General features: G+C 73.7%; 18 protein-coding genes. 7 read left to right on the top strand and 11 right to left on the bottom strand.

Going from position 1 to position 25,263, the window contains the following annotated elements; translation table 11 throughout:
- Positions 1-5: 5 nt before the first annotated feature.
- From ACWEGE_RS31790 to ACWEGE_RS31810, 5 genes are all read right to left on the bottom strand, one after another.
- The gene (locus ACWEGE_RS31790; RefSeq protein WP_449664133.1) at positions 6-5,300 is read right to left on the bottom strand and encodes an SDR family NAD(P)-dependent oxidoreductase; all 5,295 of its coding nucleotides are present in this window, start codon (positions 5,298-5,300) and stop codon (positions 6-8) included.
- Positions 5,297-8,740, bottom strand: coding sequence for an amino acid adenylation domain-containing protein (locus ACWEGE_RS31795; protein WP_449664134.1), 3,444 nt, complete (start codon positions 8,738-8,740; stop codon positions 5,297-5,299). Before ACWEGE_RS31795 ends, ACWEGE_RS31790 begins: the two co-directional genes overlap by 4 nt.
- A gap of 57 nt (positions 8,741-8,797) precedes the next feature.
- Complete coding sequence (locus ACWEGE_RS31800; RefSeq protein WP_449664135.1) at positions 8,798-12,235, bottom strand: beta-ketoacyl synthase N-terminal-like domain-containing protein; 3,438 nt, start codon at positions 12,233-12,235, stop codon at positions 8,798-8,800.
- Positions 12,236-12,669: 434 nt separating this feature from the next.
- Positions 12,670-12,900, bottom strand: a complete 231-nt coding sequence (locus tag ACWEGE_RS31805) for a hypothetical protein (RefSeq protein WP_449664231.1) — start codon at positions 12,898-12,900, stop codon at positions 12,670-12,672.
- A 103-nt stretch (positions 12,901-13,003) separates the two neighbouring features.
- Positions 13,004-14,269, bottom strand: a complete 1,266-nt coding sequence (locus ACWEGE_RS31810; protein WP_449664136.1) for a PucR family transcriptional regulator — start codon at positions 14,267-14,269, stop codon at positions 13,004-13,006.
- A 519-nt stretch (positions 14,270-14,788) separates the two neighbouring features.
- Between ACWEGE_RS31810 and ACWEGE_RS31815 the strand changes: the two genes are divergently transcribed.
- Positions 14,789-15,214 (top strand): DoxX family protein, encoded by a 426-nt coding sequence (locus ACWEGE_RS31815; RefSeq protein WP_449664137.1) that lies wholly within the window; start codon positions 14,789-14,791, stop codon positions 15,212-15,214.
- Here the strand turns inward: ACWEGE_RS31815 and ACWEGE_RS31820 are convergent.
- Both ACWEGE_RS31820 and ACWEGE_RS31825 read right to left on the bottom strand, forming a co-directional pair.
- Positions 15,211-15,720, bottom strand: coding sequence for a VOC family protein (locus ACWEGE_RS31820; RefSeq protein WP_449664138.1), 510 nt, complete (start codon positions 15,718-15,720; stop codon positions 15,211-15,213). The genes ACWEGE_RS31815 and ACWEGE_RS31820 overlap by 4 nt on opposite strands.
- 68 nt (positions 15,721-15,788) lie before the next feature.
- Positions 15,789-16,427, bottom strand: a complete 639-nt coding sequence (locus ACWEGE_RS31825) for a TetR/AcrR family transcriptional regulator (protein ID WP_449664139.1) — start codon at positions 16,425-16,427, stop codon at positions 15,789-15,791.
- A gap of 50 nt (positions 16,428-16,477) precedes the next feature.
- On the opposite strand from ACWEGE_RS31825, the gene ACWEGE_RS31830 reads away from it, so the two are divergent.
- From ACWEGE_RS31830 to ACWEGE_RS31840, 3 genes are all read left to right on the top strand, one after another.
- Positions 16,478-16,924 (top strand): YybH family protein, encoded by a 447-nt coding sequence (locus ACWEGE_RS31830; protein WP_449664140.1) that lies wholly within the window; start codon positions 16,478-16,480, stop codon positions 16,922-16,924.
- Positions 16,925-17,186: 262 nt separating this feature from the next.
- Positions 17,187-18,056: an alpha/beta fold hydrolase gene (locus tag ACWEGE_RS31835; protein WP_449664141.1), complete on the top strand. Its 870-nt coding sequence runs from the start codon at positions 17,187-17,189 to the stop codon at positions 18,054-18,056.
- Between the two features lie 4 nt (positions 18,057-18,060).
- Positions 18,061-18,651 (top strand): TetR/AcrR family transcriptional regulator, encoded by a 591-nt coding sequence (locus ACWEGE_RS31840; RefSeq protein ID WP_449664142.1) that lies wholly within the window; start codon positions 18,061-18,063, stop codon positions 18,649-18,651.
- On the opposite strand, the gene ACWEGE_RS31845 is transcribed toward ACWEGE_RS31840, so the two are convergent.
- The 4 genes from ACWEGE_RS31845 to ACWEGE_RS31860 form a co-directional block, all read right to left on the bottom strand.
- Positions 18,648-19,199: a dihydrofolate reductase family protein gene (locus ACWEGE_RS31845; RefSeq protein ID WP_449664143.1), complete on the bottom strand. Its 552-nt coding sequence runs from the start codon at positions 19,197-19,199 to the stop codon at positions 18,648-18,650. The genes ACWEGE_RS31840 and ACWEGE_RS31845 overlap by 4 nt on opposite strands.
- A gap of 101 nt (positions 19,200-19,300) precedes the next feature.
- Entirely contained in the window at positions 19,301-20,425 is a 1,125-nt protein-coding gene (locus tag ACWEGE_RS31850; RefSeq protein WP_449664144.1) for a S1 family peptidase, read from the bottom strand.
- Positions 20,426-20,828: 403 nt separating this feature from the next.
- On the bottom strand, positions 20,829-21,158 hold the full coding sequence (locus ACWEGE_RS31855) for a hypothetical protein (RefSeq protein WP_449664145.1): 330 nt from the start codon (positions 21,156-21,158) through the stop codon (positions 20,829-20,831).
- Positions 21,159-21,354: 196 nt separating this feature from the next.
- Entirely contained in the window at positions 21,355-23,067 is a 1,713-nt protein-coding gene (locus ACWEGE_RS31860) for a sulfatase (protein WP_449664146.1), read from the bottom strand.
- Between the two features lie 275 nt (positions 23,068-23,342).
- Here ACWEGE_RS31860 and ACWEGE_RS31865 point away from each other — a divergent pair, with 275 nt between their 5' ends.
- From ACWEGE_RS31865 to ACWEGE_RS31875, 3 genes are all read left to right on the top strand, one after another.
- Complete coding sequence (locus ACWEGE_RS31865) at positions 23,343-23,537, top strand: antitoxin (protein ID WP_449664147.1); 195 nt, start codon at positions 23,343-23,345, stop codon at positions 23,535-23,537.
- Between the two features lie 74 nt (positions 23,538-23,611).
- On the top strand, positions 23,612-24,778 hold the full coding sequence (locus tag ACWEGE_RS31870) for a VanZ family protein (protein WP_449664148.1): 1,167 nt from the start codon (positions 23,612-23,614) through the stop codon (positions 24,776-24,778).
- A gap of 98 nt (positions 24,779-24,876) precedes the next feature.
- Positions 24,877-25,260, top strand: a complete 384-nt coding sequence (locus ACWEGE_RS31875; RefSeq protein WP_449664149.1) for an STAS domain-containing protein — start codon at positions 24,877-24,879, stop codon at positions 25,258-25,260.
- Positions 25,261-25,263: the final 3 nt, after the last annotated feature.

The raw sequence follows: 25,263 nt of genomic DNA on the forward strand, positions 1-25,263 counted from the left end.
CTGCTTCAGCGCTCGAGCTTGGGGATGGTGGTCGCGGCCGGGGCGGGTTCGGCGGCGGGCGCGGGGGCGCCGCCGCGCAGTTCCCCGATCCGCTCGGCCAGCGCGGCCACCGTGGAGGATTCGAACAGCGTCTTCATGGCCAGCCGGGCGCCGGTGGTCTTGCGGACCTGGGCGATCAGCTGGATGGCGACCAGGGAGTTGCCGCCGAGGGCGAAGAAGTCGTCGTGGACGCCGACGCGCTCGACGCCGAGCACCTCGGCCCACTGCCGGGCGATCTCCGCCTCGAGGTCGGTGCGCGGGGCGACGTAGCCGTCCTGCGCCTGCGGCGACACCGGCTCCGCGGCCTCTTCGGTTTCTTCGAGCGCTTCGGCGGTCACCCGGCGGTCGAACAGGTCGCGCACCGGGCGGGTGCTGATCACCACCTGCCCGCCGAGGCCGGGCGTCAGGGCCCGCAGGAACGCCTCGGCGCCGTCCACCGGCCGGATCCCCGTGGAGTCCACAGTGGACTTCCGCGCGACAGTCAGCCCGCCGCCGACCGCGTTCTCGTCGACCTGCCGCAGCACGAAGTCCTCGATCTCGACCAGCACGCGGCCGGTGTCGTCGCAGAGCGTCAGGTCGGCGGCGATCACCTGGTCGCCGCCGGAGTCGCGGTAGCGCAGGTGGCTGTGGAAGCTCGCCGGGAGCGGGGCGTGCACGACCACCCGCCCGTAGCTCATCGGCAGGTACGTGCCGCTCCCCCGGCCGCGGCCGAACGCGGTGGCGACGTCGAGCAGCGCCGGGTGCAGGCCCCACCCCTTGTCGCCGGCCGCCGCGTCCGGTGCGATCAGCGAAGCCAGTTCCTCGTGCGCGCCGACGTGGTGGGTGCGCAGCGCGGCCCACCGCGGGCCGAAGGTGACCATGCTGGTCCGGCCGGTGCCGAAGGCGTTGCCGTCGTCGAGCACGCTGGTCCTGGCCCGCACCGCGTCGAGGTCCACAGTGGACGTCGGGGGTGCCGCGACCCAGCCCGCCGAGCCGCGGACGTGCACCTTGGTCACCCCGGCCGCGCGGCTGGTCACCGTGAAGCCGTCGCCGTCGAAGGCGACCCGGTACTCCGCGACCGTGCCTTCCGGCACCGAGAACGGCTCCAGGAAGGCGACGTCCTGCAGCTCGACGACGTGGCCGTCGCCGGGCCGCGGCAGGGCGGCCTCGACGGCGGCCCGCACGGTCTCCAGGTGGCCGGTGCCCGGGACGACCGGCACGCCGGCGATCCGGTGCTCGGCCAGCAGCCAGTGCCCGGCCGCCGAGACCAGGCCGTGGCAGCTCTCGCCGGTGCGGGTGGTGAGCACCGGGTGCTCGACCGGGCCGTCCGCCTTCGTGCGGGTGCTGCGGATCGTCGTCGGCGCTGCCACTTCGGCGGCCATGCCGACCTCGTCCCAGCCGCCCCAGTCGTGCGAGACGACCCGGGCCCGCCAGCCGTGGTCACCGCGGGCGTAGGCGTCGAGGAAGTTGTTGGCCGCGCAGTAGTCGACCTGCCCGAAGTCGCCGGAGACGGCGGTGACCGACGAGCACAGCGCGACGAAGTCCATCGGCAGGTCGCCGAACGCCTCGGCCAGCGCCAGGGTGCCGCCGATCTTCGGGGCCAGCACCGCTTCCGCGGCCGCGCGCTCCTTGACCTCGGCGACGCCGCCGCCGGGGAGCCCGGCCGCGTGCACGATCCCGTCGAGGCCGCCGAACTCGCGCTCGGCCAGCTCCCGGACCTCCCGCAGCCGCGCGGGGTCGGTGACGTCGGCGGCCACGACGTGCACCACCGCCCCGGCCGCTTCCATCCGCCGGATCGCGCGGATCGCCCGGCCGGTCCGGTCGTCGCCGGCGTACCCGGCCCAGTCCTCGCGGGGCGGGAGGCCGGACCGGGTCAGGAGGACGAGCTTGGCCCGCACCCGCAGGGCGAAGTCCTCGGCCAGCGTGATGCCGATGCCGCCGGTGCCCCCGGTGATCAGGTACCGGCCGCCGTCGCGCAGCACCGGCGACGCCGTCTCGGGCACCGTGAGCTGCGTGTGCTCCGGGAGCCAGCGGCGGCCGCGGCGCAGCACGACCTCGGCCGCGTCCGCCGGTGCGAACAGCTCGGCGACGACGTCGGCGGACCCGGTCTCGACGTCGATCCGGCGCACGACCGTACCCGGGACTTCGAGGGGGATCACCCGGGCGATGCCCGCGAGGGTGGCGTGTTCGGGCCGGGTCAGGTCGGTTCCGGTGACGTCGGCGGTGCCGGCGCTCAGCACGTCGATCCGCATCGGCTCGCCCCAGGCCTGGACCAGGTTGAGGACGCTGAAGAACCCCCGCTCCTGCGCGGCCATCCCGGTCTCGGTCCCGCCGAGCGCCCAGGCGTGCACCACCCGCTCCGGGCGGTCGCCGAGCGCGGCGACGAGGGCGTCGTAGTCTTCGCGGACGCCGGGCCGCACGGTGAAGCCACCCTCGACAGCGGCGAATCGGCCACCCGGCCGGACTTCGGTGACCGTGACCCCGGCGTCCCGCAGCAGGCCCGGCAGCACGTCGTCGTCGACGAACGCGAGGCAGGACGAGAACGGCTCCCGCCGCAGCTCCGGCCCGGCCTGGCGCCAGGACGGCACGGCGAACCACTCGTCGAGGGGCAGCGGCCCGCTCGGCCGCACCGGCTCGGCGGCCGTCCCGGCCGGATCGGGATCGACCCAGTACCGCTTGCGCGCGTACGGGTAGCCCGGGAGGGGCACGCGGTGCCCGGGGACCATCGACTCGACGGACACCCCGTGTGTCCACAGCAGACCGGCCGCGGCGTAGAGCGTTTCGACGTCGCCTTCGCGGTCGGTGCGGCCGGGCAGGCTCGGCTGCGGCGCGGGCAGGCCCTTCGGCACCTGGCCGCGGGCGAGCCCGGCCAGCTGGTGGCCCGGCCCGCATTCGACGAGCGCCCAGCGGTCACCGCCGGCGAACAGCGTCCGCACGCAGTCGCCGAAGCGGACCGCCTGGCGCAGGTGCGCGGCCCAGTACCCCGGGTCGGTCGCCTGGGCATCGGTGATCCAGCCGCCGGTCAGGTTCGACAGGAACGGCAGCGACGGCGCCGAGAGCGGCACCGCGGCGACGGCGTCGGTGAACTCCGCCAGGATCGGGTCCATCATCGGCGAGTGGAAGGCGTGCGAGGTCACCAGCTCGCGGCACTGCACGTCACTGGACCTGAGCAACGCGGCGAAGTCGGCGACGGCGGCGGACGGCCCGGCGACGACGCAGGTGCCGGGGCCGTTGACACCGGCGATCGCGAGCCCCTCGGGCAGCCGGTTCGCCACCGCCTCTTCGTCGAGCTGGACGGCGAGCATCGACCCGGCGGGCATCGCCTGCATCAGCTCGCCGCGCCGGACGACCAGCCGCAGGGCGTCGGCCAGGGTGAACACCCCGGCGACGGTGGCGGCGACGTACTCGCCGACGGAGTGGCCGATCATCGCGCCCGGCCGCACGCCCCAGCTGCGCCACAGCGTGGCCAGCGCGTACTCGACGACGAACAGCGCGGGCTGCGTGTACCGGGTCTCGCGCAACTCCGCGTCCCCGCCGCGGTCGAGGATCAGCTCCTTCAGGCCCGGGACGCCGGCCAGTTCGCAGCACTCGTCGACGGCGGCGGCGAACACGGGCTCGTTGCGGTACAGCTCGGCGCCCATCCCGGCGTACTGGGAACCCTGGCCGGAGAACAGGAACGCCACCTTGAGCTCGGCGAGCTCGGCCGCCTGCGCGGTCAGCAGGCGCCGCGGGTCCCGCAGGCCGTCGACCGCGTCCTCGGAGTCGCGGGCGACGACCACCGCGCGGTGCGGGTACTCGGTGCGCCCGGCGGCCAGGGTGTGCGCGACGTCGGCGAGGTCGAGGTCGACGTCCCCGGCCAGCCGCTCGGCGAGCCGCTCGACCGCGGTGGCCAGGGTTTCCGGCGTCTTCGCCGACACGCGCAGCAGGTGCGCCGGGTGCGGACGGCGCCGCCGCTGCGGCGCCGGCGCCTCCTCAAGCACCAGGTGGGCGTTGGTGCCGCCGACGCCGAACGAGCTGACGCCGGCCCGGCGCGGGGTGTCGGCCGCCTCCCACTTGGTCACCGTCCGCGCCGGGTGGAACGGGCTGCGCGGGAAGTCGATGCCCGGGTTGGGTTCTTCGTAGTTGATGGTCGGCGGGATCAGCCCGTGCTCCATGGCGAGGACGGTCTTGATCAGCGCCACGACGCCGGCGGCCTGGGACAGGTGGCCGATGTTCGACTTCACCGAGCCGATGGCGCACCAGCCGGTGTCCGCGATGCCGTGTCCGTACACAGTGGACAGCGAGGTGATCTCGATCGGGTCGCCCAGCGCGGTTCCGGTGCCGTGCGCCTCGACGTAGCCGATCGTGCGCGGGTTCACCCCGGCCATGCCGACCGCCTGCGCGATGGCCTCGGTCTGGCCCGCGACGCTCGGCGCGGAGAAGCCGACCTTCGTGGCGCCGTCGTTGTTGATCGCGTTGCCGAGCACGACCGCCCGGATGTGGTCGCCGTCCTCCAGGGCCTGCGAAAGCCGCTTGACCAGGACGACGCCGACGCCGCTGCTCCACACCGTGCCGTTGGCGCCGGCGTCGAACGCGCGGACGTGCCCGTCCGGCGAGGTGAAGCCCTCGACGCCCATGTACCCGATGCCGTGCGGCATCTCCAGGTTGACGCCGCCGGCCAGCGCCATGTCGCATTCGCCGTTGCGCAGGGCCTCACAGGCCAGGTGCACCGCGACCAGCGACGTCGAGCACGCCGTGTGGACGGCCAGGCTGGGGCCGCGCAGGTTCAGCTTGTAGGACACCGACGTCGTCAGGTAGCTCGGCTGGTTGCCGGTCGACATCCCGATGCCGCCGTGCTGCGAGGCCATCACCCGCTCGTTGCGCAGCAGGTTCTCGATCAGGTAGCCGGTCCGCCCGGTGCCGCCGTAGACGCCGATCGCCCCGGGGTAGCGGGCCGGGTCGTAGCCGCCGTCGGTCAGCGCCGAGTGGCAGGCTTCGAGGAACACGCGGTGCTGCGGGTCGGTGATCTCGGCTTCGCGGCTGGTCATGCCGAACAGGTCGGCGTCGAACTCGTCGAAGCCGTCGACCACCGTGGTGGCGTTGACCCAGCTGGGATCGTCCAAAGTGGCCGGATCCGCGCCGCGGGCGAGCAGTTCCTCGCGGGTGGCGGGCTTGACGGACTCGACGCCGTCGACGAGGTTGCGCCAGAACTGGCGCAGGTCGCCGGCGCCGGGCACGCGCGCGGCCATCCCGACGATCGCGATCGGCTCGGTGCCGGGGTCGGGTTCGAGGTCGTGGGTCACAGCGGTCGCTCCTGTTCCTGGCCGGTCGTGCCGGCACTGCGGCGGGGTCTTCTGGACGGGGTGCGCCCCCGGCGGGCAGCGACCCGCTCGGCGGCGCGGGCGAGCTCCGGACCGGGTGCGGCCGGCGCCTGCAGGTGGGTGGCGAGGGCGCGGACGGTGGGGTGGGTGAAGAGGTCCACGATCGGGATGCGCCGGCCGAGCCGGGCGGTGACCTCGGCGTGGACGCGGGCCAGTGCGAGCGAATGCCCGCCGAGGTCGAAGAAGTTGTCGGTCACGCCGACGGCGTCGCGGCCGAGCACCTCCCGCCAGACTCCGGCGATGACCGCCTCGGTCGCGGCCAGCGCGGCCGGATCGGTGACCGGGGCCGGATCGGCCCGGGCCGGGAGCCGGGCGGCGGCGCCCGGCGCGGCGGCCCGGACGGCGGGCCGCGGGAGCCGGGGTGCGCACGTCGCGACCGGCCGGTCCGGCTCCGCAACGAGGGCCGCCAGCAGCGCCGTGAAGTCCTCGGCCAGCGCGGCCATCCGGCCCGCGTCGAAGAGATCCGGGTTGTAGAGCAGCTCGATCCCGTGCTCGAGGACGTAGACCGTCAAGTCGAACGGCGAGCCGGGCTTTTCGACCGGCAGCCACGTCCCGCGCACCCCGGGAAGGTCCAGCCGGGGTTCGGTGAAGTTCAGGACGTTGACCATCACCTGCACGAGCGGCGCCCGCGCCGGGTCGCGCGGCACGCCGAGGGCGTCCACGAGCCGGTCGATCGGTGCCGCCGGGTGCGCGGTGGCGGCCAAGAGCTCCTCACCGCTGTTCCGCACGAGCGTGGTGAAGTCCGCCGCCCCGGCCCGCAGCCGCACCGGGACGATGTCCACGAAGAACCCGGCGACGTCCTGGGTTTCGGCCAGCTGCCGGTCCGCGACGACGGTGGCGACCAGGTGGTCGTCCCCGCCGGTCAGCCGGTGCAGCAGCTGCCCGAACGCGGCCAGCACCACCCCGGCGCGGGTGGTCCCGGTGCGCGTGGCCAGGTCCGCGACGGCCTCGGCGACGCCGCCGGGGAAGCCCTGGTGGTGACTGGCGCCGCGGTAGGTCTGCACGACCGGGCGCGGCCGGTCCCGCGGCAGGTCCACAGTGGACGGCGCACCGGCCAGGTGGGCCGTCCACCAGGCGAGGTCGACGGCTTCGCGGCGGCGGTCGCGGTCGGCGCGCCAGACCGCGTAGTCCGCATAGGACGCGGTGAGCGGTGGCAGCTCCTCGCCGCGGTAGGCCGCGGCCAGGTCGGCGCAGAGCAGCTCCTGCGACCAGCCGTCGAACACCGCGTGGTGCAGCGTCACCCCGAGGACGTGCTCGTCGGCCCCCAGCTCGTAGAGCCGCACGCGCCACGGCGGTTCGCGGTCGAGCCGCACCGGCGTCGCGGCGTCGGCGGCCAGCCGGGCGGCCACGGCGCCGGCGGTCACCGGGACGACCGGCAGGGGCACCTCGCCCGGCGGCAGGCACTCGGCCCGCGGGACGCCGTCGACCGGGCGGATCCGCCAGCGCAGCACGTCGTGCCGCTCGGCGACCGCCGCCAGTGCCGCTCGCAGCCGCACGACGTCGAGAGGACCGGCCAGCCGGAACGCCATCGCGATGTTGTACGGCGCCGCGTCCGGGGCGAGCTGGTCGAGGAACCACAGCCGCCGCTGCGGCGGGGACAACGCCGGTGCGTGCCCGGTCGTCAGGCCCGGCCCGACGAGCGGGGCGGCCTCGGCCACCCGGCGCGCGAGCCCGTCCAGGGTCCGCCCGGCGAAGACGTCCTCGACGGACACGTCGGCGGCGAACTCCGTGCGCAGGGCCGCGACCAGCCGCATCGCGGAGATCGAGTCGCCGCCGGAGAGCAGGAAGCCGGTCCCGGCGCCGGGACCGAGGACCCTCCGCCACACCGCTTCGAGCGGCGACGCGGGCGCGTCCGCCGCCACGGGCTCGCTCTCGGCGAGCGCGCGCAGGGCGGCCCGGTCGATCTTGCCGGTGACGGGGTTGACGGGCAGCTCGGCCAGGCGCCGGATCGCGGCCGGGCGCATCGCCTCGGTCAGCCGGTCGGCCGTGCGGGCGTGGATGTCCTCGTCGGACGGTGCCGACGCCGGGGTGAGGAACGCGACCAGCCGGGTCCCGCCGGGCCCCGGCACCGCCTCCACCGCGACGGCGTCGACGTCCGGGTGCGCGCCGAGCGCGGCTTCGACCTCGCCGAGCTCGATCCGCTGGCCGCGGACCTTCACCTGGCGGTCGGCGCGGCCGGCGAACTCCAGCCTGCCGTCCGGGCGCAGCCGGGCCAGGTCGCCGGTGCGGTAGCGCCGCTCCCCCGGCGCGGCCGGGTCGTCGACGAACCGGCGCGCGGTCAGCTCCGGGCGGTTCAGGTAGCCCGCGGCCACGCCGGGCCCGCCGACGACCAGCTCGCCCACCTCGCCCGGTGGGACGGGCCGCAGGTCGGCGTCGACGACGTCCGCGCGGTGGCCCGGGGTCGGCGTGCCCAGTGGCAGCGGGTCGGCCGGGATGCCGGTCACCTCGTCGGTGAGCACGACGACGGTCGTTTCGGTCGGGCCGTAGACGTTGAAGAACCGGCGGCCGGGCAGCCAGCGGGCGGCCAGCTCGGCGGGCACCGGCTCGCCACCGCAGGCGACGGTCCGCCAGCCGGGCACGTCGGCGGGGTCCAGCAGCGCCAGCAGCGTCGGGGTGATGAACCCCCAGTTCACGTCGTGCTCGACGACGAACCGGCGCAGCCGGTCCGGGTCCGCCCGGTCGGCCGAGCTCGCCAGCTGGACCGAGCCGCCGGTCGTCAGCGGCACGAAGACGTCCATCGTGAACGCGTCGAACCCCGGCGAGGCGATGCCGAGCGTGCGGGTGTCCGGGCCGACACCCAGCCGCCCGGCGAACCCGGTCGCGAACGCGACGATGTTGCGGTGGGTGGTGAGCACGCCCTTCGGGCGCCCGGTCGACCCGGAGGTGTAGAGCACGTGCGCGGTGCTGTCCGGGGTGGCCGGGCAGACCCCGGGCGCGGCGGGCGGCGGGACGTCGATCCCCAGCGCCGGCCCGAACTCCGCGACCGCGGCGTCCCCGATCACCAGCGAGACGCCGGCGTCTTCGACGATCCCGGACAGCCGGGCCCGTGGCCCGCCCGGTTCGAGCGGGACGTAACAGCCGCCGGAGAACAGCACCCCGAGGACGGTGGTCACCAGCGCGGGCGTCCGGTGGGCGCACACCCCGACGCGGGATTCCGGGCCCGTCCCGCGTTCGCGCAGGGCCGCCGCCACACCCCAGGCCGCGGCAACGAGTTCAGCGTAGGTGAGCCGGGTGGTGCCCTGCCGCACGGCGAGCGCGTCCGGCGTCCGCTCCGCCTGCGCCAGGATCAGCCCGGCGACGGTCGAGTCCGCATCGGACAGTGCCAGGCCGTCGGCGCCCGTGCCGGGCAACGTGTCGGTCAACGTGAACTCCCCAGTTCGGCACGGCCGCGGTGGCGGCCGTGTGGTCGTGCGTGCGGCTCACGGGTGGTGTCCCCGAGCCGGCGGGTCGATCCAGAACCTGCTGCGCTGGAACGGGTAGCCGGGCAACGGCACCCGGCCGGGGCGCGCGCCGTCGTGGCGGGCCACCCAGTCGACGCTCGCGCCCCCGACCCAGCGGGCGGCCAGTTCCCGGGCCGCGCCGGGCGGCCCGGCCAGGTCGGTCCCGGCCGCCAGCAGCGCGTCAAGTGCTTCGACGGCCTCGGCCGCGGTCGTCGCGACCACGGCGGCCCTGGCCCCGAACTCCCGGCGGCCGACGGCGAGGGTGTAGGCGACGTCGGCCAGGTCCGGCGGGTCGGTCGCGAGCCGGTCCCGCACCGCCGCCAGCGCCTGGCGCAGGGCTTCCGGGGTCCGCGCGGACACCGGCAGGACGTGCGGGCCGCCGGCGCTCACCCGCGGCCCGGGCGCCGGTGCTTCTTCGACGATCACGTGGACGTTGGTCCCGCCCATGCCGAAGGCGCTCACCCCGGCCACCCGCCGCGGCACGTCCGGCCAGTCGGCGGCCTTGACCGGCACGTAGCAGGGCCCGCCGGCCAGGTCGACCTCCGGGTGCGGTGCCGTGAAGTGCAGGTTCGGCGGGATCACGCCGTGGCGCACCGAAAGCACCGCCTTGATCAGCCCGGCCACGCCGGCGGCCGCGTCGAGGTGGCCGATGTTGGTCTTGACCGAGCCGAGCGCGCAGGTGCCCGCCGGGACGTCCCGGTACACCCGGTTGAGCGCGGCCACCTCGATGGCGTCGCCCAGCGGAGTGCCGCTGCCGTGCGCCTCGAGCAGGCGGACCTCGGCCGGGTCGACCTCGGCCACGGCCAGCGCCTCGGCGACCGCAGCGGCCTGGCCGGCCGGGCTGGGCACGGCGTACCCGGCGCGGTCGCCGCCGTCGTTGGTCATCGCCCAGCCGGGCAGCACGGCGTGGATGTGGTCGTGGTCGGCGAGGGCGTCGGACAGCCGCCGCAGCACCACGACCCCGGCGCCCGAGCCGAACCCGGCGCCGTCGGCCGCCGCGTCGAACGACCGGCAGCGGCCGTCCGGCGAGACCATGCCGCCGGCGCGGTAGCGCGGCCACGTGACGCTGACGCCACCGGCGATCGCCAGGTCGCAGCGGTATTCGGCGAGGCTCTGCGCGGCCAGGCCGACCGCGGCGAGCGAGCTCGAGCAGGCACTTTGGACGGCCACCGCGGGCCCGGTCAGGCCGAGCCGGTAGGCGACCTGGCCGGGCAGGTGGTCGGTCAGCTGGCGGCCGGCCAGCCTGCCTTCCCAGTCGTCGGGGTCGACGTCGCCGGTGACGGCCGGGTTCCCGAACAGGTGGAACAGGAAGTACCGGTTCACGCCCGTGGAGGTGAACACGCCCACCGGGCCGTGTTCCCGCGCCGGGTCGCGGCCCGCGTCTTCCAGCGCGTGCCACGCCGTCTCCAGGAAGAGCCGGTGCTGCGGGTCGGTCAGCGCGGCTTCCTCGGCGGTGAACCCGAAGAACCCGGCGTCGAAGTCCTCGACCCCGTCGAGCCGTCCCCCGGCGCGCACGTGTGCGGGGTCGGCCCGCAGGCCCGGGCCGATGCCGAGCGCGGCCAGCTCGTCGTCGGTGTGGTCGTGGATCGCGTCGGCGCCCGCGCAGAGGTTCCACCAGAACGCCTGCGCGTCCGGCGCGCCGGGGAACCGGCAGGCGAGCCCGACGACCGCGATCAGGTCGCTGCCGGGTTCGTCTTCGCCCCGCGCTTCCGCTTCCGGCTCGGCGTCCGAAGTGGACGGCTCGAGGTAGGCGGCCTGCGCCGCGACCGTCGGGTGCTCCAGCAGGCTCAGCAGCGGGACGTCGGTCCCGAACTCCGCGGCCAGCCGCTGCTGGACCCGGCCCAGCAGCAGGGAGTGGCCGCCGACGTCGAAAAAGGCGTCCTCGGTGCCGATCCGGTCGTGGCCGAGCACCGCGCACCAGATCGCGTGCACCCGGCGCTGCGCCGCGGTCGCCGGCCCGGCCGGTTCCGGGCCCGCGGACGGCCGGGGATGCGGAAGCGCTTCCTCGTCGAGCTTGCCGCTGACGGTGAGCGGGAAGGCCGCGACCACGGTCACGGCGCCGGGCACCGCGTGCGCGGGCAGCACCCCGGCCAGTGCCGACCGCAGCGCCGTCCCGTCCGGACGGGTACCGGCCGCCGGCACGACGTAGGCGAGCAGCTCCCCGTCGCGGACGATGGCCCGCGCTTCGGCCACCCCGGGTTGTTCGCCGAGCCGCGCCTCGACCTCGGTCAGCTCGATCCGGAACCCCCGGACCTTGACCTGCCGGTCCAGCCGGCCGAGGCAGACCACGTTCCCGTCGGGGAGGACCCGGCCGAGGTCGCCGGTGCGGTAGCTGCGGACACCGGCGCCGGTGGTGCCGAACGCCGGGCTCGGCTGGTCGAAGTAGCCGTCGACCAGGTACTCGCCGCTGACTTCGAGCTCGCCGCCCTCGAGCACGGTGAGCGTGTAGCCGGGCAGCGCGGTCCCGATCGGCAGCGGCCCGGTGGCGTCTTCGCGGACGTCCGCGGCGGTCAGGCGGTACTGGGCGGCGAAGGTCACCTCGGTGGCGCCGTAGCCGTTGACGAACACGCACCCGGGTGCGAACCGGCCGCGGCGGACGTCGGCGTAGGTGGCCTGCTCGCCGCCCAGCAGGACGGTCCGCACCGAGGGCAGGTCCCCGTCGAGGGCGTCGAGCAGGTAGCGGTACACCGTCGGCGTCGAGTGGTAGACGGTCGCCTCGTGCCGCGCGAGCTCGCGGGCCGCGTGGGCCACGCCGTGGGCGCGGACGTCGACCGGCACCACGGCGGCGCCGGTCAGCAGCGCCGGGTAGAGGTCGGGGATGGCCGCGTCGAAGCCGAAGGAGGCCAGCAGGCTGACCCGGTCGGCGGCGGTGATGCCGAGCGTCGCGATCTGGTTGTCCACCACGTGCAGCAGGTTGCGGTGGGTCTGCGCGACCGCCTTCGGCGTGCCGGTGGAGCCGGAGGTGAACAGCACGTAGGTCGGCGCGCCCGGGTCCGGGTCGGGCACCGGCAGCGGCGCGGTGTCCCCTTCGGACCCGACCACCCGGGCGGCCCCGGTGCGGCACAGCGCTTCCGCCAGTTCGAGGTGCTCGGCGTCGGCCAGCACGGCCGACACCCGGGCGGCGGCGACCTGGTGGCCGAGCCGGTCCCGCGGGAACGTCGGATCCAGCGGGACGTAGGCACAGCCCGCGGCCAGCGTGCCGAGGATCGCGGAGATGGCGGCGGTGCCGTGCCCGGTGACCAGGCCGACGAACTCCCCCGGCCGCACACGGGCGTCGAGCAGCCGGGCGGCGTGCCCGCCGGCCAGCGCGGCCAGCCTGCCGTAGCTCACCGCCGAGCCGCCTTCGAGGACGGCGATCCGATCGGGGCTGCGCCGGGAGATTTCCGCGAAACGTCTGAGAATTCCGGCTTGCGTCATCGCCGGCGGTCGGCCCCCGACGGCGAATGGGCGCGCGGAAACCAAGGCGGTGACGTCGACTTCATCTCACTCCCCAGTGCGATTGACGAAGAATCACGCAAGGTTAAGGGTCACGAGACCGTCCATGGGTACGTAATCCGCAGAGTTCAGCCGAATGACCTATCGAACATGGACCAGACGTCGCAGATTCCCACGTCATCCACAGCGGAATCCGCCTTGATCGCCACAGTGGACAGTCGGCCGGCTACTCGACGTGATCGCGAATTCGAATTCGCCCGCCGTCCCGGTCGGATATTCACCGACAATCAATTCGACCGCTTTGTCCCGCCACCCTCCCGACGGGCGGCGGTTTACGAAATCGATTCAGTCGCGGAGCGCACCGGTCCGGCTCACGCGGGTGTCCGCGCGGGCCGGTGCCCGGCTGCGTGGTGAGCTCAGCCGGCGTTGGCCAGCAGGCCCGGGCCCGGCGGCGCGCTGCGCACCAGGCACGCGTGGCACGGCATGCCCCGCAGCCCGTCCAGCACCTCGGCCTCGGCCGGGAAGATCGCCTCGCCGCACAAGGCGGTCAGGTGCTCCGGCACCGGACCGGCGGGCACGGGGATCAGGTGGCAGACGCGTCTGCTCTCGCCGACGACGCCTCGGCGTAGCCGCACCAGTGCGAGCATCCCACCGTTCTCACCCATGCCAGCAAGGTAGGCGAAGATCGGCACTGCGGCTTCGTGCCGACGGCCCAACGATCTTGGGCACCGGTGGTCCCGGACACCAAAGTCACGACGGCGAGAGCACCGCCGAGCCCAGGCGGCGGCACAGGGCGAGCGCCAGCTCGACGTCCAGCCGGCCCTCGCCGAGCCCGCGGGGCAGCAGCTCCTCCGCCTTGCGGACGCGGTACTGCACGGAGTTCTTGTGCATCGTCAGCTCGGCCGCCGCGGCGGTGTAGCTACCGCCGGAGGACAGGAACACCCGCAGGGTCTCGCGCAGCCGGGCCCCGTTCTCGTCGTCGGCGGCCAGCGGCCCGAGCGTGCTCGCGACCCACAGGCGGGCCGCGTTCAGGTCGCTCGTCATCAGCGCCACCGTGCCGACCTCCCGGAAGGTCAGCACGCGGTCGCAGTGCTCGCCGGCCGCCAGCGCCAGCGCGTGCACCCGCCGGGCCTGCTGGTGGGTGTCGCGGAAGCCGGCCACCCCGGTGCCCGGGTCGCCGACGGTCACCCGCACCCCGGCGGCGGCGCCGGCGAGCGCGGCGTCGAGGTGCTCCCGGCCGATCGTCGCGCCCGGCGCGAGCGGGAGCCACACCCAGGCGCTGGCCTCGTCCCGCGGGACGAACAGCGGACGGCCCTGCCCTCGGACGCGCGCGAACACCTCGCCCGCGACCGACTCCAGCAACGACAGCGCGTCGTCGACGAAGGCCTCCGACGCGTGCCAGACGATCATCCCCACGTGCGTGCCCCGCAGGCGGTAGCCGATCACCGCCTCGGCCGCGTCGACGTCCGGCGGGACGCCGTTCTCACCCAGCAGGTCCGCCACCTTCGCCGCGCGCGCGGCACTGCGGTTGAGCAGCCAGCGGTCGCGTTCGTCCTGGTAGACGCCGACGAGCTGGCGGACGACCCGGGTGATGAACTCGTAGGCGACCCGCAGCAGCCGGCGCATCATGGCCCCGAGCAGCGCGGCGTCGTCGACCGCCCGGATGCACTCCTGGAACCCGAAGTCGAGCATCGCGGCCTGTCCGAGGTCGTATGCGCGGATCAGGTCGAACACCGGGGTGCCGCGCTGGGCCAGCCGGCGCGCGTACTCCACCGCCGCGGCCGGCGGCTCGACGCCCGCCGGGTCGATGCCGTGCCGGAAGATCTGCAGCGCGGTCTCGATGTTCTGGTAGACGCTCGCCGACAGCAGGCTCACCATGCGCTCGTCGTCGTTGACCAGCTGCGGCAGGTCGGTGGCGTACAGCTGGACCAGCTCACCGGTGAGTTCGCCCGCGCGGTCCGCGAGGGTGGCGGCGATCTGCTGGATGCGCTCCGTGACGGCTTCTTCGTCCACCATGGAGCCACTTTAGGGGGTACCTCCTCAAGCCGGCCGAGGAACTCGTCGATCATGTCGAACGTCCGCTCCGCGACCGGCGGACGCCGGCCGGTGCCGGGCGCCCGCCGCCGGCCCGGGCCGGGACGGCTCCCCCTCCGATGTGGACGAGTGGCACCCGGCCCCGTGCGATCAACACATCATTCGGGTGCGTCGAATACGACATTCGGATCCACCATTTGTTAAGTAGACCGTTAAGCAGCCGCATCGAAAGACTCGAAAACAATCCCGAAAGAAGCGGACCAGATTATCCACTGGTCTGGACCACGCCGGAAAGATCACCCGTACGGCGGCTTTGCCTTGCCCCGCAAGGTGGTTGCACGGCGAAGACCAGCGGGTAAACGTTTTCGAAACTCGCTTACACGACGATTGGCGCTTGTGGCAACTCTCCACGGGCGGTATATCTGGGTGACTCGAATTCGCACGCGGCCGGACCCCTCCCGGCCGGTTCGATGCCGCCCTCTCCCGCTCCCCGGAGGCACCATGCACCGCCTTGACCCGGCCCGCGAACAAGTCATCGGGCTCTACCGCATCGTCATCGGCTTCCTCTTCGCCTGCCACGGCCTCAAGACGCTCTTCGGCCTGTTCGGCGCGAAGTCCACCGCCGCCGTCGGGGCCTGGCCCGGCTGGTGGGCCGCGGTCATCCAGCTCGTGTGCGGCGTGCTCGTCCTGGTCGGCCTCGGCACCCGGGTCGCCGCCCTGATCGGGTCCGGTTCGATGGCCTACGCCTACTTCGTCGTCCACCTGCCGACCGGCCCGTTCCCCATCCAGAACGGCGGCGAAGCGGCCACGCTGTTCTGCTGGTCGCTGCTGCTCATCGCGTTCATCGGCGCGGGCCGGTTCGCGCTGGGCAACCTGTCGGTCCGGCAGCGGTCTTCCGAGCCGAGCCGGGAAGGCGCCACGGTCTAGGAGGGACGGGAAATCCCGACGCCGCTGCGCGCGTCGGGACCGTACTTCGCCAGCTCCTTCGCGAGGTCGAGCCGCCCGCTCGACGCGCGGTCTTCGTCGGTCAGCAGGTCGCGGGGGATGATCCAGACCACCTCGAACTCGATCCCGCTGGGATCCTTGGCGTACAGGGATTTCGTGGTGCCGTGGTCGGACGAGCCGACCAGCGCGCCCGCTTCGCCGAGCCGGGCGGCGAGCCGCTCGAGGTCGCCGAGGGTGTCGACCTCCCACGCGAGGTGGTAGAGGCCGACGGAAGTCCGCCCCGCGCCGGATTCCGCGGCGTCCGGGCCGATCTCGAAGAGGCCGAGGTCGTGGTCGTTGGCCGACCCGGGCGCCCGCAGGAACGCCGCACCCGGGTGCGCGTCACCGCCGTCGATGTACCCGAAGCCGAGCACGTCCCGGTAGAACGCCACGCTTTCGGCCAGGTTCCGGACGTAGAGCACGGCGTGGTTCAGGCGGAAGATCGACATCGGGGCTCCGTGCTGCGCGCAGTTCGGTTGAAGTTTCAACTGAATGTTAAGCGCATGTTCAGCACCGGTCAACCGGCCACCAGGACCGTCCCCCACAGCCGGCCGAGCCAGGCCGCGTAGCGCTCGTCGGACCACTCGCGCCACTCGACGAGCTGGTGCCACAGCGTCCCGTCCGTGGTGGACCAGAGCACGTCCCGGCACTCCTCTTCGGCCACCGCCAGCTGCCCGGTACCGGCGGCGGCCCGCGCGTGCTCGGCCATCGCCGCCAGCCGCTGGCGGTCGATCTCCTCGAGCATCGCCGCCGCCGCGGGTTCGCTCGCCGCCGCGCCGCGCACGGCCAGGTGCAGCCGCGCGGTCCGCCGCATGGCGGCGGTGTTGAAGACGGCCAGCGCGGTGAACCGGGCCCGCAGGTCGGACTCGGCGAGCACGGCCCGCAGCTCGGGACGCTCCAGCAGCGGCACGTCCCGGTCGTCGCCGCCCACGGCTACGTCCCACGCCCGGTGCAACAGCGTGGGCTTGTTCTTGAAGGCCGCGTAGACCGTCTCGGGAGCGACTCCCGCTTTGGCGGCGACGTCGGCGATGGTGGTCCGGCCGTAACCGCGCGTGACGAACAGCTCGTGCGCCGCGACCAGGATCCGCCGCCGGTTCTCCCGCGCCTGTTCCCGGCGCCGGCTCGAGTCGTACTGGCGCTTGACGGGTCCGCTCATCCGATACATCCTCACTGTATTGAAAACAGCACGACTGTATTGGAGTCATCATGCCATCACCCACCGACGCGTTCCTGGCCGACGTGCTGCCGCGGCAGACCGCCGCCGAGCGGGCCATCCACAACGGGGACCAGGAACCGCGCGCCGCGCTGTGGTCGCAGGCCGACCCGGTGAGCCTGTTCGGGGCCTGGCTGCCGATCCGGACCGGCTGGCCCGACGTCAGCGAAGCGTTCAAGCGTGTCGCGGCCCAGTTCTCCGATTCGCTCGACTACCGCTTCGAAGTCGTCGCGGCCGGCGCGAGCGGCGACCTGGCGTACACCATCGGCTTCGAGCACAACACGGTGTCGGTCAACGGCAGGCCCACGACCTACACCCTGCGCGCCACCCACGTGTACCGCCGCGAAGACGGCGAGTGGAAGATCGTCCACCGCCACGCCGACCGGCCGCCGGACGAACCCGAACCGGAGGAAACCCTGACCGGGACCCACTCTCGGTAGGCCCGGTGACCGACCGGGCGACAAACCTTCGACACCGCATCGAGGCCCTGGTCAGCGCCCCCGGCGGTTCGTAGGGTGAGTCCACCGCAGGACACCGTGTCAGCTGTCCCGCGGGCGGTGGTGCCCCCGGATCCGACCTTTCCCCGAAGCCAAGTCCCGGGGCACCACCGCAGCATCCGGCCGATCGGGCCACTTCCCCAGCGCATGCGGTCCGCCTCCCTTGCGCATTTACATACATACACCACGTATGTAACCTGGCCGCATGACGAAGCGCAGCGAATCCCTGGGTCAGGAGCACCGCGTCCGGCTGCCCGCCGGCGAGGTGCGCTACTTCGAGCGGGGCACGGGCGCCCCGGTGGTGTTCGTCCACGGGGTGCTGACGAACGCCGAGCTGTGGCGGAAGGTCGTCCCCGACGTCGCCGACGGCGGGTTCCGGTGCCTGGCCCCGGATCTGCCGCTCGGCGCGCACGAGCTCCCGATGCGCGCGGACGCGGACCTCTCCCCCACCGGCAACGCCGACGTCATCGCCGACTTCCTCGAGGCGCTGGACCTGCGCGACGTCACGCTCGTCGCCAACGACACCGGAGGCGCGCTGACGCAGATCCTGCTCACCCGCCGCCCGGAGCGGGTCGGGCGGGTCGTGCTCACCCCGTCCGACTGCTTCGAGTACTTCTTCCCGCCGGTCTTCAAGGCGCTGCCGCCGCTCGCCCGGATCCCGGGCTCGATGGCGGTGCTGGGGCAGCTGCTGCGGATCCGGGCGCTGTACCCGCTGCCGGTCCTCTTCGGCTGGGTGGTCAAACGCCCGCTGCCGGACGCCGTCGCGCAGGCGTACCTCGCCCCGCTGCGGAAGTCCGCCGGAGTGCAGCGCGACCTGCGGAAACTGCTGAAGGCCGTGCACCCGCGGCACACGCTGGCCGCCGCGGAGAAGCTGCGGACCTTCGACCGGCCGGTGCTGCTCGCGTGGGCGACCGAGGACAGGCTGTTCCCGATCCGGCTGGCCCGCCGGCTCGCCGCGTTGCTGCCGGCGGCGAAACTCGTGGAGATACCGGACTCCTACACCTTCGTGTCCGAGGACCAGCCCGCGGTGCTGGCCCGCCACGTCGTGGAGTTCGCGGGCGTCATGGCAGATTAGGCGCGTGCGACGTACCCAGCAGGACCGTTCCGCCGGCACGAAGGCCGCCCTGGTCGCGGCCGCGCGCGAACTGTTCGCCGCCCGCGGCTACCAGGCCGTGCCGGCCGACGAAATCACCCGCGCCGCCGGGGTGACCCGCGGCGCGCTGTACCACCACTACGCCGACAAGCAGGGCCTGTTCCGCGCCGTCGTCGAGGAGCTCGAACGCGAGCTGACCGAAGAGGTGCAGGCCGCGTTCGCGGCCGGCCCGGACCCGCTCTCCGGCATGCTGGGCGGCCTCGGCGTCTTCCTCGACGCCTGCCTGCGCGAGGAGGTCCGGCGCATTTCGCTCACCGACGCCCCCGCCGTGCTCGGCTGGGACGTCTGGCGCGAAATCGAGGCGGAGTACGGCCTCGGCCTGATCGTCGCGGTGCTGGAGCGGGCCAGGGCGGACGGGCTGATCGTGGAAACGCCCGTCCGCGCCCTGGCGCAGCTCGTGCTCAGCGCGGTGATGGAAGCGGCGCGGATGATCGCCGCGGCCGAGGACCCGGCGCGGACCCGCGCCGAGGTCCAGCAGGTCCTCGGCGGCTGGCTCGGGAGCCTGCTGCGGACCTAGCGCGTCCGGTAAGTGCCGAGGACCGCGGGCCCGACCTGCGTGCTCGACACCAGCCGCAGGTCTGCGGGCGCCGCGCCGTCGAAGAGCCGCCGGCCTTCCGCGGCCACGGTGGGGAACACCAGCAAGCGGTATTCGTCGACCAGGTCGTGCTCGACCAGTTCCCGCACGATCCCGATCGAGCCGATGACGATCAGGTCGCCTTCCGCGTGCTTGACCGCTTCGAGGAGATCCCCCTGCAGCAGGGAGGAGTTCTGCCACGCGGTCACATCGGTCAGCGTGCGCGATGCCACCAGTTTCCGGGCCGCGTTGAGCCGGTCGGGGAACTCGCCCGTCCGGCCGGGCCAGAGCTTCGCGAACAGCTCCCAGGTGGAGCGGCCGAAGAGCAGGGTCCCGCTGTCGAGCAGCGGGCCGAGCCGGAACTTGTCCCCGGCCACGGCCTCCGGCCCGCCGTGCCGGAAGGCCCAGCCGCCCGCGGGCGTGCCGCCGGAGCCGTCCGGGTCCTCGACGACGCCGTCCAAGGTGGTGAACTCGACGACGATCACGCTCATGTCCGCTCCCGGTGTCTCTTCGCCGCACCCCGGTGGCGCGGCCGCACCGGTACCTACCGGCGGCGGCCGACGGATTCATCGCACCGCCGCCGTCAGGTTTTCTACGCCGTGACGAGCGACAGGCCGTAGGTCTGCAGGATCTCGTTCACCGGCTGGAACCACGTCTCGCCGCCGGAGCCGCAGTTGCCCCAGCCGCCGGAGGTGACGCCCTGGGCCTGGTCACCGGTGATGAACGAGCCGCCGGAGTCGCCGGGCTCCGCGCAGACGTTGGTGCGGGTCATCTGGTAGACCGCGCCCTGGGCGTAGTTGACCGTCTCGTTCTGGCCTTCGACGACGCCGCAGTGCCAGTGCGTGGTCGAGCCCGAGCGGCACACCGACGTGCCGACCGGCGCGACCCAGGACCCGCGGACGAGCGCGTCGCTCACCGTGCCCCAGCCGAGCACGACCGGCGCGGTCCACCAGCCGCCGCCGATGCGGATGAACGAATAGTCGTTGCCGGGGAAGGAGGAGCCGGCGAAGGTGCCCATCCACGAGCCGTCCCAGCCGACGACCGAGCTGCCCGCTCCGCCGCAGTGCCCGGCGCTGACGAACCCGCCCTGCACGGAGAACCCGATCGAGCAGCGGGTGTTGCCGTTGATGTAGTACGGGTCGCCGCCGACGGTGCCGGCCGAGAAGGGCTCGGCGGCCGGCGCGGTCGCCACCGTGACCGGCCCGGCCTTGGCCGCACGGGCGAGGAAGGCGTCGACTTCGGCGCCGCGCGCGCCCGGCCGCACGGTGACCACGACGCTGCCGGCCCGCGGGTCGGCGCGCCAGCCGGTGACGGCGGCCGGGGCGGGGTCCGCCTTGGCCGACGCGTCGATCGCGGCCTTGGCGGCGTCGAGCTTCGCCGCGCTGGTCCGCGCCGCGACGGGTTCGGCACCGGCCTGCCGGACGGCGGCCGACGCGGCCGGGTCGGTGACGCCGACGACCAGCTTGCCCCGCGCGGGATCGAACCACGCGCCGCCGAACGCGGTGCCGGCCGCCTGCTGCGCGGCGGGCAGCACCCGGGCGGCGGTCATTTCCTGGGTGAGCCGGGCCGACGCCTGGGCGGCGGTGAGCCCCAGATCGCGTTGCATGGCGGCGATCAGCCCGGGCGAGGCCTGGGCGACGGCGGGCGTGAGGGCGGTCAGGGACGCGGTGAGGACGGCGGCGGCGCTGCCGAGGGTCAGGGCGATTCTTCGACGCATGGGAACTCCTCCAAGGCCGGGGGAAAGAAACACACCGTCCGCAGAGTGTGCGGGCCGACCCCGCGCCGGGTCCAGATTTGTCCGGTCTTCTGTCCGGAACTCCCGGCCTTGCCTCCACTATGGATGGTCCCAACCCGTTACGAGGCAAAGACTTTTCCCGGCAACGACCGGAACGCGGACCGGCCACCGGGCCGCCCGCGCCGTGTCCGCCACCCCTTCGTCGCGGCATCGCAAAGGTCTGAACCAAGTAGAACACGCTGCACCGGACGACGCCCCGAACGGGAGTCTGGCGGGCACCGAAGGTGCCCGGCCGTCCCTCCGGCCGCCCGATCCGGCGGCCGGAATACGGGCACGACGCCGCCCGGCCGCCGGAAAACGGCGGCCGGGCGGTTCCGTACCCCAATCAGATTTCGTCGACCTGGTAGCGGATCACCCGGGCAGGCACGAGCAGTGCACCGGAGCACTCGGCGGTCGCCGGGCCGAATCCGTAGGGCACCGGAAGACCGACCACCAGCCAGAACGCGGAGCCGTTCGAGCACTGCGCGAGAACCCGGTACCCGTAGCCGGAGCCGGGGAAGCAGCTGACGGAAACCCCTTGTCCGAACAGGGTTCCGTAGCGCTCGCCGAAGCAGCCGGGTGGCGCGAAATCACCGGTCGCCGCGGCCGCCGGCACGACCGACAGACCGAAAAGGGAAAACACCGCGATCGCGAAAACCGCGCATTTCCTGAACATCGCCACTCCTCAACCGCCGAGAACCCGACTTCACGAGCGTAGAAGTGCGCGAGAATTACCGGCAATTCATCGGGCCAGTGAACCGGCGCGCAGCGGAAAGTCACCCCGCTGCTCCATCCGGGCTAGCCCGGGCCACTGGTCGGATGGCGGATTCCCCGCTCGAGCCCGCGAACCCGCTGCCGTCCGGAGAGGACGGTCAGCGGGCGAAGGCGTTCAGGAAGCGGTCGCGGAAGGAGTCCATCTTCCAGATCGGCGCCTGCGCGCCCGGGTGCAGGCCGTCCTGCCAGCCCCAGCCGGCGATCCGGTCGAGGACCTTCGGGTCCTTGGCCACGATGGTGATCGGCACGTCGTGCACCGCGCCCTGCGGGGTGACCACCGGCGGCTGGTGGTCACCGAGGAACACCAGCACCAGGTTGTCGTCGCCGTACTGCTTGACGAACGAGATCACCGTCTTCAGGGAGTAGTCCGTCGCGTCGCGGTAGGCCTCGCGGATCTTCTCCGGGTCCTTCCAGACCGACTCCGGCGCTTCGCCCGCCGCGGGCTGGGGGTTGAAGACCGAGCCGTCCCCGACCTGGTTCCAGTCGACCAGCCAGGGCCGCGGCGACCACGGTGCGTGGCTGGAGACGAGGTCGACCTCCGCCATCACCGGGCGCTGCGGCGTCGCGTTCGCCAGTTCCTTGCGCTGCAGCATCGAGAGCGAGAACTGGTCGGGCATGGTGGCGTAGGCGTAGCCGGGCCCGTGGTAGCCGATGGACCGGGCGTCGTAGTAGGCGTCCGGGTGGTAGAACCTCTGGCCCTCCGGCCAGTCCTTCGTGTGGGCAGGCACGTCCCAGACCGTCCGCCAGCCCGCCCGCTGGAACACCCCGCCGAGCGTCAGGCGGTCGCTGCCCAGCAGGTCGTTGTACCGCTGCTGGTTGTCGATCCACATCCCCGACTGGACGGTCGAGTGCGCCAGCCAGCTGCCGCCGCCGAACGTCGAGGAGGACAGGAACGCGCTCCTCGCGCCGATGCCCGCCGCGCGCAGCTCGGCGGTGCCCGCGTCGAGCGACGGGCCGATCTTCGCGCCGATGACCGGGTCGTCCAGCGCGATCCGGCCGTAGCTTTCGACGAAGGTCAGCACCACGTTCTTGCCCCGCAACCCGTTCAGCAGCTGGGCGCCCGGGGTGGCCCGGAACGCGTCGTCGCCGGCCACCTCGCCGAAGGGCCGCTGGTCCCGCAGATCGGCGCCGACCTGGCGCAGGTCGCCGTAGGCCAGCGCGGCGGCGCTTTGGGCGGCGACCGGCTGCCCCGGCGCGAGCTCGACGCCGAACACCGAGGAGACGATCCAGACCACGGAGAGGACGGCCACCACCCGCGTCGCGCCGGTGCGGCGCCCGGCGGCGATCCGGCTCAGCCGCAGCATCGCCAGCACCATGAGCGCCACCACCGCCACCGCGAGCACCCCGGCGCCGACCAGCGCGGCGGTCGTGGCCGCGTTGCCGATCTGCCCGGCGAGGAACTCGACGCCGGCGTGGAAGAAGCTCCAGTCGTAGACCGGGTCGAACGGCTTCTCCAGCGTCGCGTAGAAGCCGGTGTCGAGGGCCTTCATCAGGGTGAGCAGGCCGAGCCCCAGCCCGACAGCCGCGGCGGCGACGCGGCGCGCCCGCGGCGGCAGGACCAGCAGGAACGCCGCGACGACGAGTCCCTCGACCGGCACCCGCACGAGGTCCGCGAGGGAGAACGAGCTGAGGTCGTCGGGGGCGAGGAGCCCGAACAGCACGAGCAGCGCGGCCAGCACGGTCAGGACCCGGCTCGCGACGACCTGGCGCCGCCGTCCGGGCCGGGGCAGCCCGAAGTCGGGCAGCGCCGCCCCGGCGACCGGGGTGCGGCGGACGCGCCGCACCAGCGGCAGACCGATGTTTCCAACCATGGCGAGCCTCACGTCGTGGTGCACGGTGGTGACCGCGGCCCGTGCGGCCGGGCGGCGGTCGTCACCGGATATACGGGCCGCGGCGGCGTGCGGTTCAAGCACCTCCAGGTCTGCGGCCGCCGCTACCCGCCGCCGATCTTCCCAAACCCCCGCGCCCGGCTTTCACCCGCACAAACGCCCGAAATCCCCGGCACAGGGGAAGCGGCGTTGCGGGTGCGCGCCGCCGGTGTTCTCCTCGGGGGGTCCGAAGATCGAATCCGCAGCGGAGGTCCGTGATGAACCTGTTCGACAAGGCCAAGGAAGCGCTCGGGAACCACCCGGACCAGGCCGACCAGGGCGTCGACAAGGCTGCCGAGGCCGCCAAGCAGCGCTTCGGCGAGCACGCCGACAAGATCGACCAGGGCTCGGAGAAGGCGAAGGAGTTCCTGCGCAAGCAGGGCGGTGGCGGGCAGGACGCCCCGCCGCAGTGAGCCCGCGCCGGTGAATCCCAGCCGTCCGGGGGAAGCACGCTTCGCCGCCCCCGCGGCTGGGTACCACCGGCTCCGTGGTCGCCACCTACCTGGTCCCCGTCCGGACCGCCCTGCTGCTGTTCCCGCTCGTCGCGCTGGCCGTGATGCTGCCGGCCGCCTTCGTCAGCTACCGCCGCCGCGGCCGCGCCGGCGGGTGGCCGACCTTCGTCTTCTACACGTTCCTGTTCTACCTGCTGGCGATCGCCACCCAGACGGTGCTGCCGCTGCCGGCCGACCCGGCGTACTGCGCGGGCCACACCTACGCCAGTTCCCCGCAGCTGCGGCCGTTCTACTTCGTCGAGGTGGTCTCGCAGCGGGCCCGTGGTCACTGGAGCCCCGGCGCGCTGCTGCACAACCCGGCGGTCTGGACCACCGCGCTCAACGTCGTGATGCTGGCCCCGCTGGGCTTCTACGTCCGCTACGCCCGGCGGGTGCGGCTGCTGCCGGCCACGCTGATCGGCTTCGGCGTGTCGCTGTTCTTCGAGCTGACGCAGCTGACCGGCCTGTGGTTCGTCTACCCGTGCCCGTACCGGCTCTTCAGCGTCGACGACCTGATCCTCAACACCGCGGGTGTCGTCGTGGGCTGGCTGCTGGCCGGCCCGCTCGGGCGGCTGCTCCCCTCCCCGGAGCCCGAACACGACCGGCGCCGCTACGCGGCGAAGGTCACCTTCACCCGGCGGCTGTTCGCGCTGGCCACCGACCTGCTGGGGTTCGCCGCGCTGCTCGGGTTCCTCTTCGGCCTGCTGACGCTGTTCGGCGAGGACCTGAGCCACCGCGACACGCCGGTCGTCATCCTCGCCCTCGTGTGGTTCGTGGTCCTGCCCGCCGTCACCGGGTCGACACCGGGCAAGCGCGCGATGCTGCTGCGGGTGACCCGCCGGGGCGGCCGCCGGGCCGGACCGGTCGCGCTGCTGGTCCGCAACGGCGTCCTGCTCTCGCCGCTGTGGCTCACCTGGCTGGTGCTGGACCTGGACCACTGGGACCTGGGGAACCACCCCGAACGGCTGCTCCTGCCGGTCGCGCTGGCCGCCTCGGTGTTCGTCGTCGGCATCTGGACGCCGCTGGCCGTGCTGCTCGACGACGAGCACCGGGCCCCCTACGAGCGGCTGACCCGCACCGTGAACGTGGCCGTCGTGCCGCCGGGGACGCCGGCGCAGGCGCCGGTGACCGCGCCTGCCGAGAAAGTCCTTAAAGGACAGTAAGGGACACCGGCCTGCCCCTGGTCGACAGCGCTGGTAGATTGCGTCGGGAACGGGTTGAGCCGGCCAGCCCGCGTCCCGACCCCCTCCTGGAGCTTGTGATGACCACCGACGCAACGCGGCCGCGGCAGCGGTACTCGGGTGACGGCTGGTCGCTCGAGGCCCACGACTCCGGCGAGACCAGCGTCTACACCCTGTGCGGCGAGTTCGACTTCGCGGCCTCGACGAAGCTCGCGGACCTGCTGGTCGCCGCTCCGGGCGCCGCCCGGGTCGTGGTGGACATGGCCGAGGTCGAGTACTGCGACTCCAGCTGCCTGCAGGTCCTGCTCCGGCTGGCCCGCGGGCTGCACGCGGCGGGCGGCCGGTTCGCCGTCGTGTCGGCCGCCCCGGCGGTGACCCGGCCCATCGGCCTGCTCCGCCTCGGCGACGTCCTGCCGGTGCACCCGACCCACGACGCGGTCGCCGACGCCTGGGGTGCGGCATGACGA

The sequence above is a fragment of the Amycolatopsis sp. NPDC004747 genome (assembly GCF_053601335.1).

Excerpts from the sequence above, each read along its gene's own strand:
- ACWEGE_RS31850 (WP_449664144.1), bottom strand. The coding sequence starts at position 20,425 with ATGCGTCGAAGAATCGCCCTGACCCTCGGCAGCGCCGCCGCCGTCCTC.
- ACWEGE_RS31815 (WP_449664137.1), top strand. The coding sequence starts at position 14,789 with ATGCACCGCCTTGACCCGGCCCGCGAACAAGTCATCGGGCTCTACCGC.
- ACWEGE_RS31810 (WP_449664136.1), bottom strand. The coding sequence starts at position 14,269 with ATGGTGGACGAAGAAGCCGTCACGGAGCGCATCCAGCAGATCGCCGCC.
- ACWEGE_RS31825 (WP_449664139.1), bottom strand. The coding sequence starts at position 16,427 with ATGAGCGGACCCGTCAAGCGCCAGTACGACTCGAGCCGGCGCCGGGAA.
- ACWEGE_RS31860 (WP_449664146.1), bottom strand. The coding sequence starts at position 23,067 with ATGGTTGGAAACATCGGTCTGCCGCTGGTGCGGCGCGTCCGCCGCACC.
- ACWEGE_RS31845 (WP_449664143.1), bottom strand. The coding sequence starts at position 19,199 with ATGAGCGTGATCGTCGTCGAGTTCACCACCTTGGACGGCGTCGTCGAG.
- ACWEGE_RS31865 (WP_449664147.1), top strand. The coding sequence starts at position 23,343 with ATGAACCTGTTCGACAAGGCCAAGGAAGCGCTCGGGAACCACCCGGAC.
- ACWEGE_RS31855 (WP_449664145.1), bottom strand. The coding sequence starts at position 21,158 with ATGTTCAGGAAATGCGCGGTTTTCGCGATCGCGGTGTTTTCCCTTTTC.
- ACWEGE_RS31800 (WP_449664135.1), bottom strand. The coding sequence starts at position 12,235 with ATGACGCAAGCCGGAATTCTCAGACGTTTCGCGGAAATCTCCCGGCGC.
- ACWEGE_RS31875 (WP_449664149.1), top strand. The coding sequence starts at position 24,877 with ATGACCACCGACGCAACGCGGCCGCGGCAGCGGTACTCGGGTGACGGC.
- ACWEGE_RS31830 (WP_449664140.1), top strand. The coding sequence starts at position 16,478 with ATGCCATCACCCACCGACGCGTTCCTGGCCGACGTGCTGCCGCGGCAG.
- ACWEGE_RS31805 (WP_449664231.1), bottom strand. The coding sequence starts at position 12,900 with ATGCTCGCACTGGTGCGGCTACGCCGAGGCGTCGTCGGCGAGAGCAGA.
- ACWEGE_RS31835 (WP_449664141.1), top strand. The coding sequence starts at position 17,187 with ATGACGAAGCGCAGCGAATCCCTGGGTCAGGAGCACCGCGTCCGGCTG.
- ACWEGE_RS31820 (WP_449664138.1), bottom strand. The coding sequence starts at position 15,720 with ATGTCGATCTTCCGCCTGAACCACGCCGTGCTCTACGTCCGGAACCTG.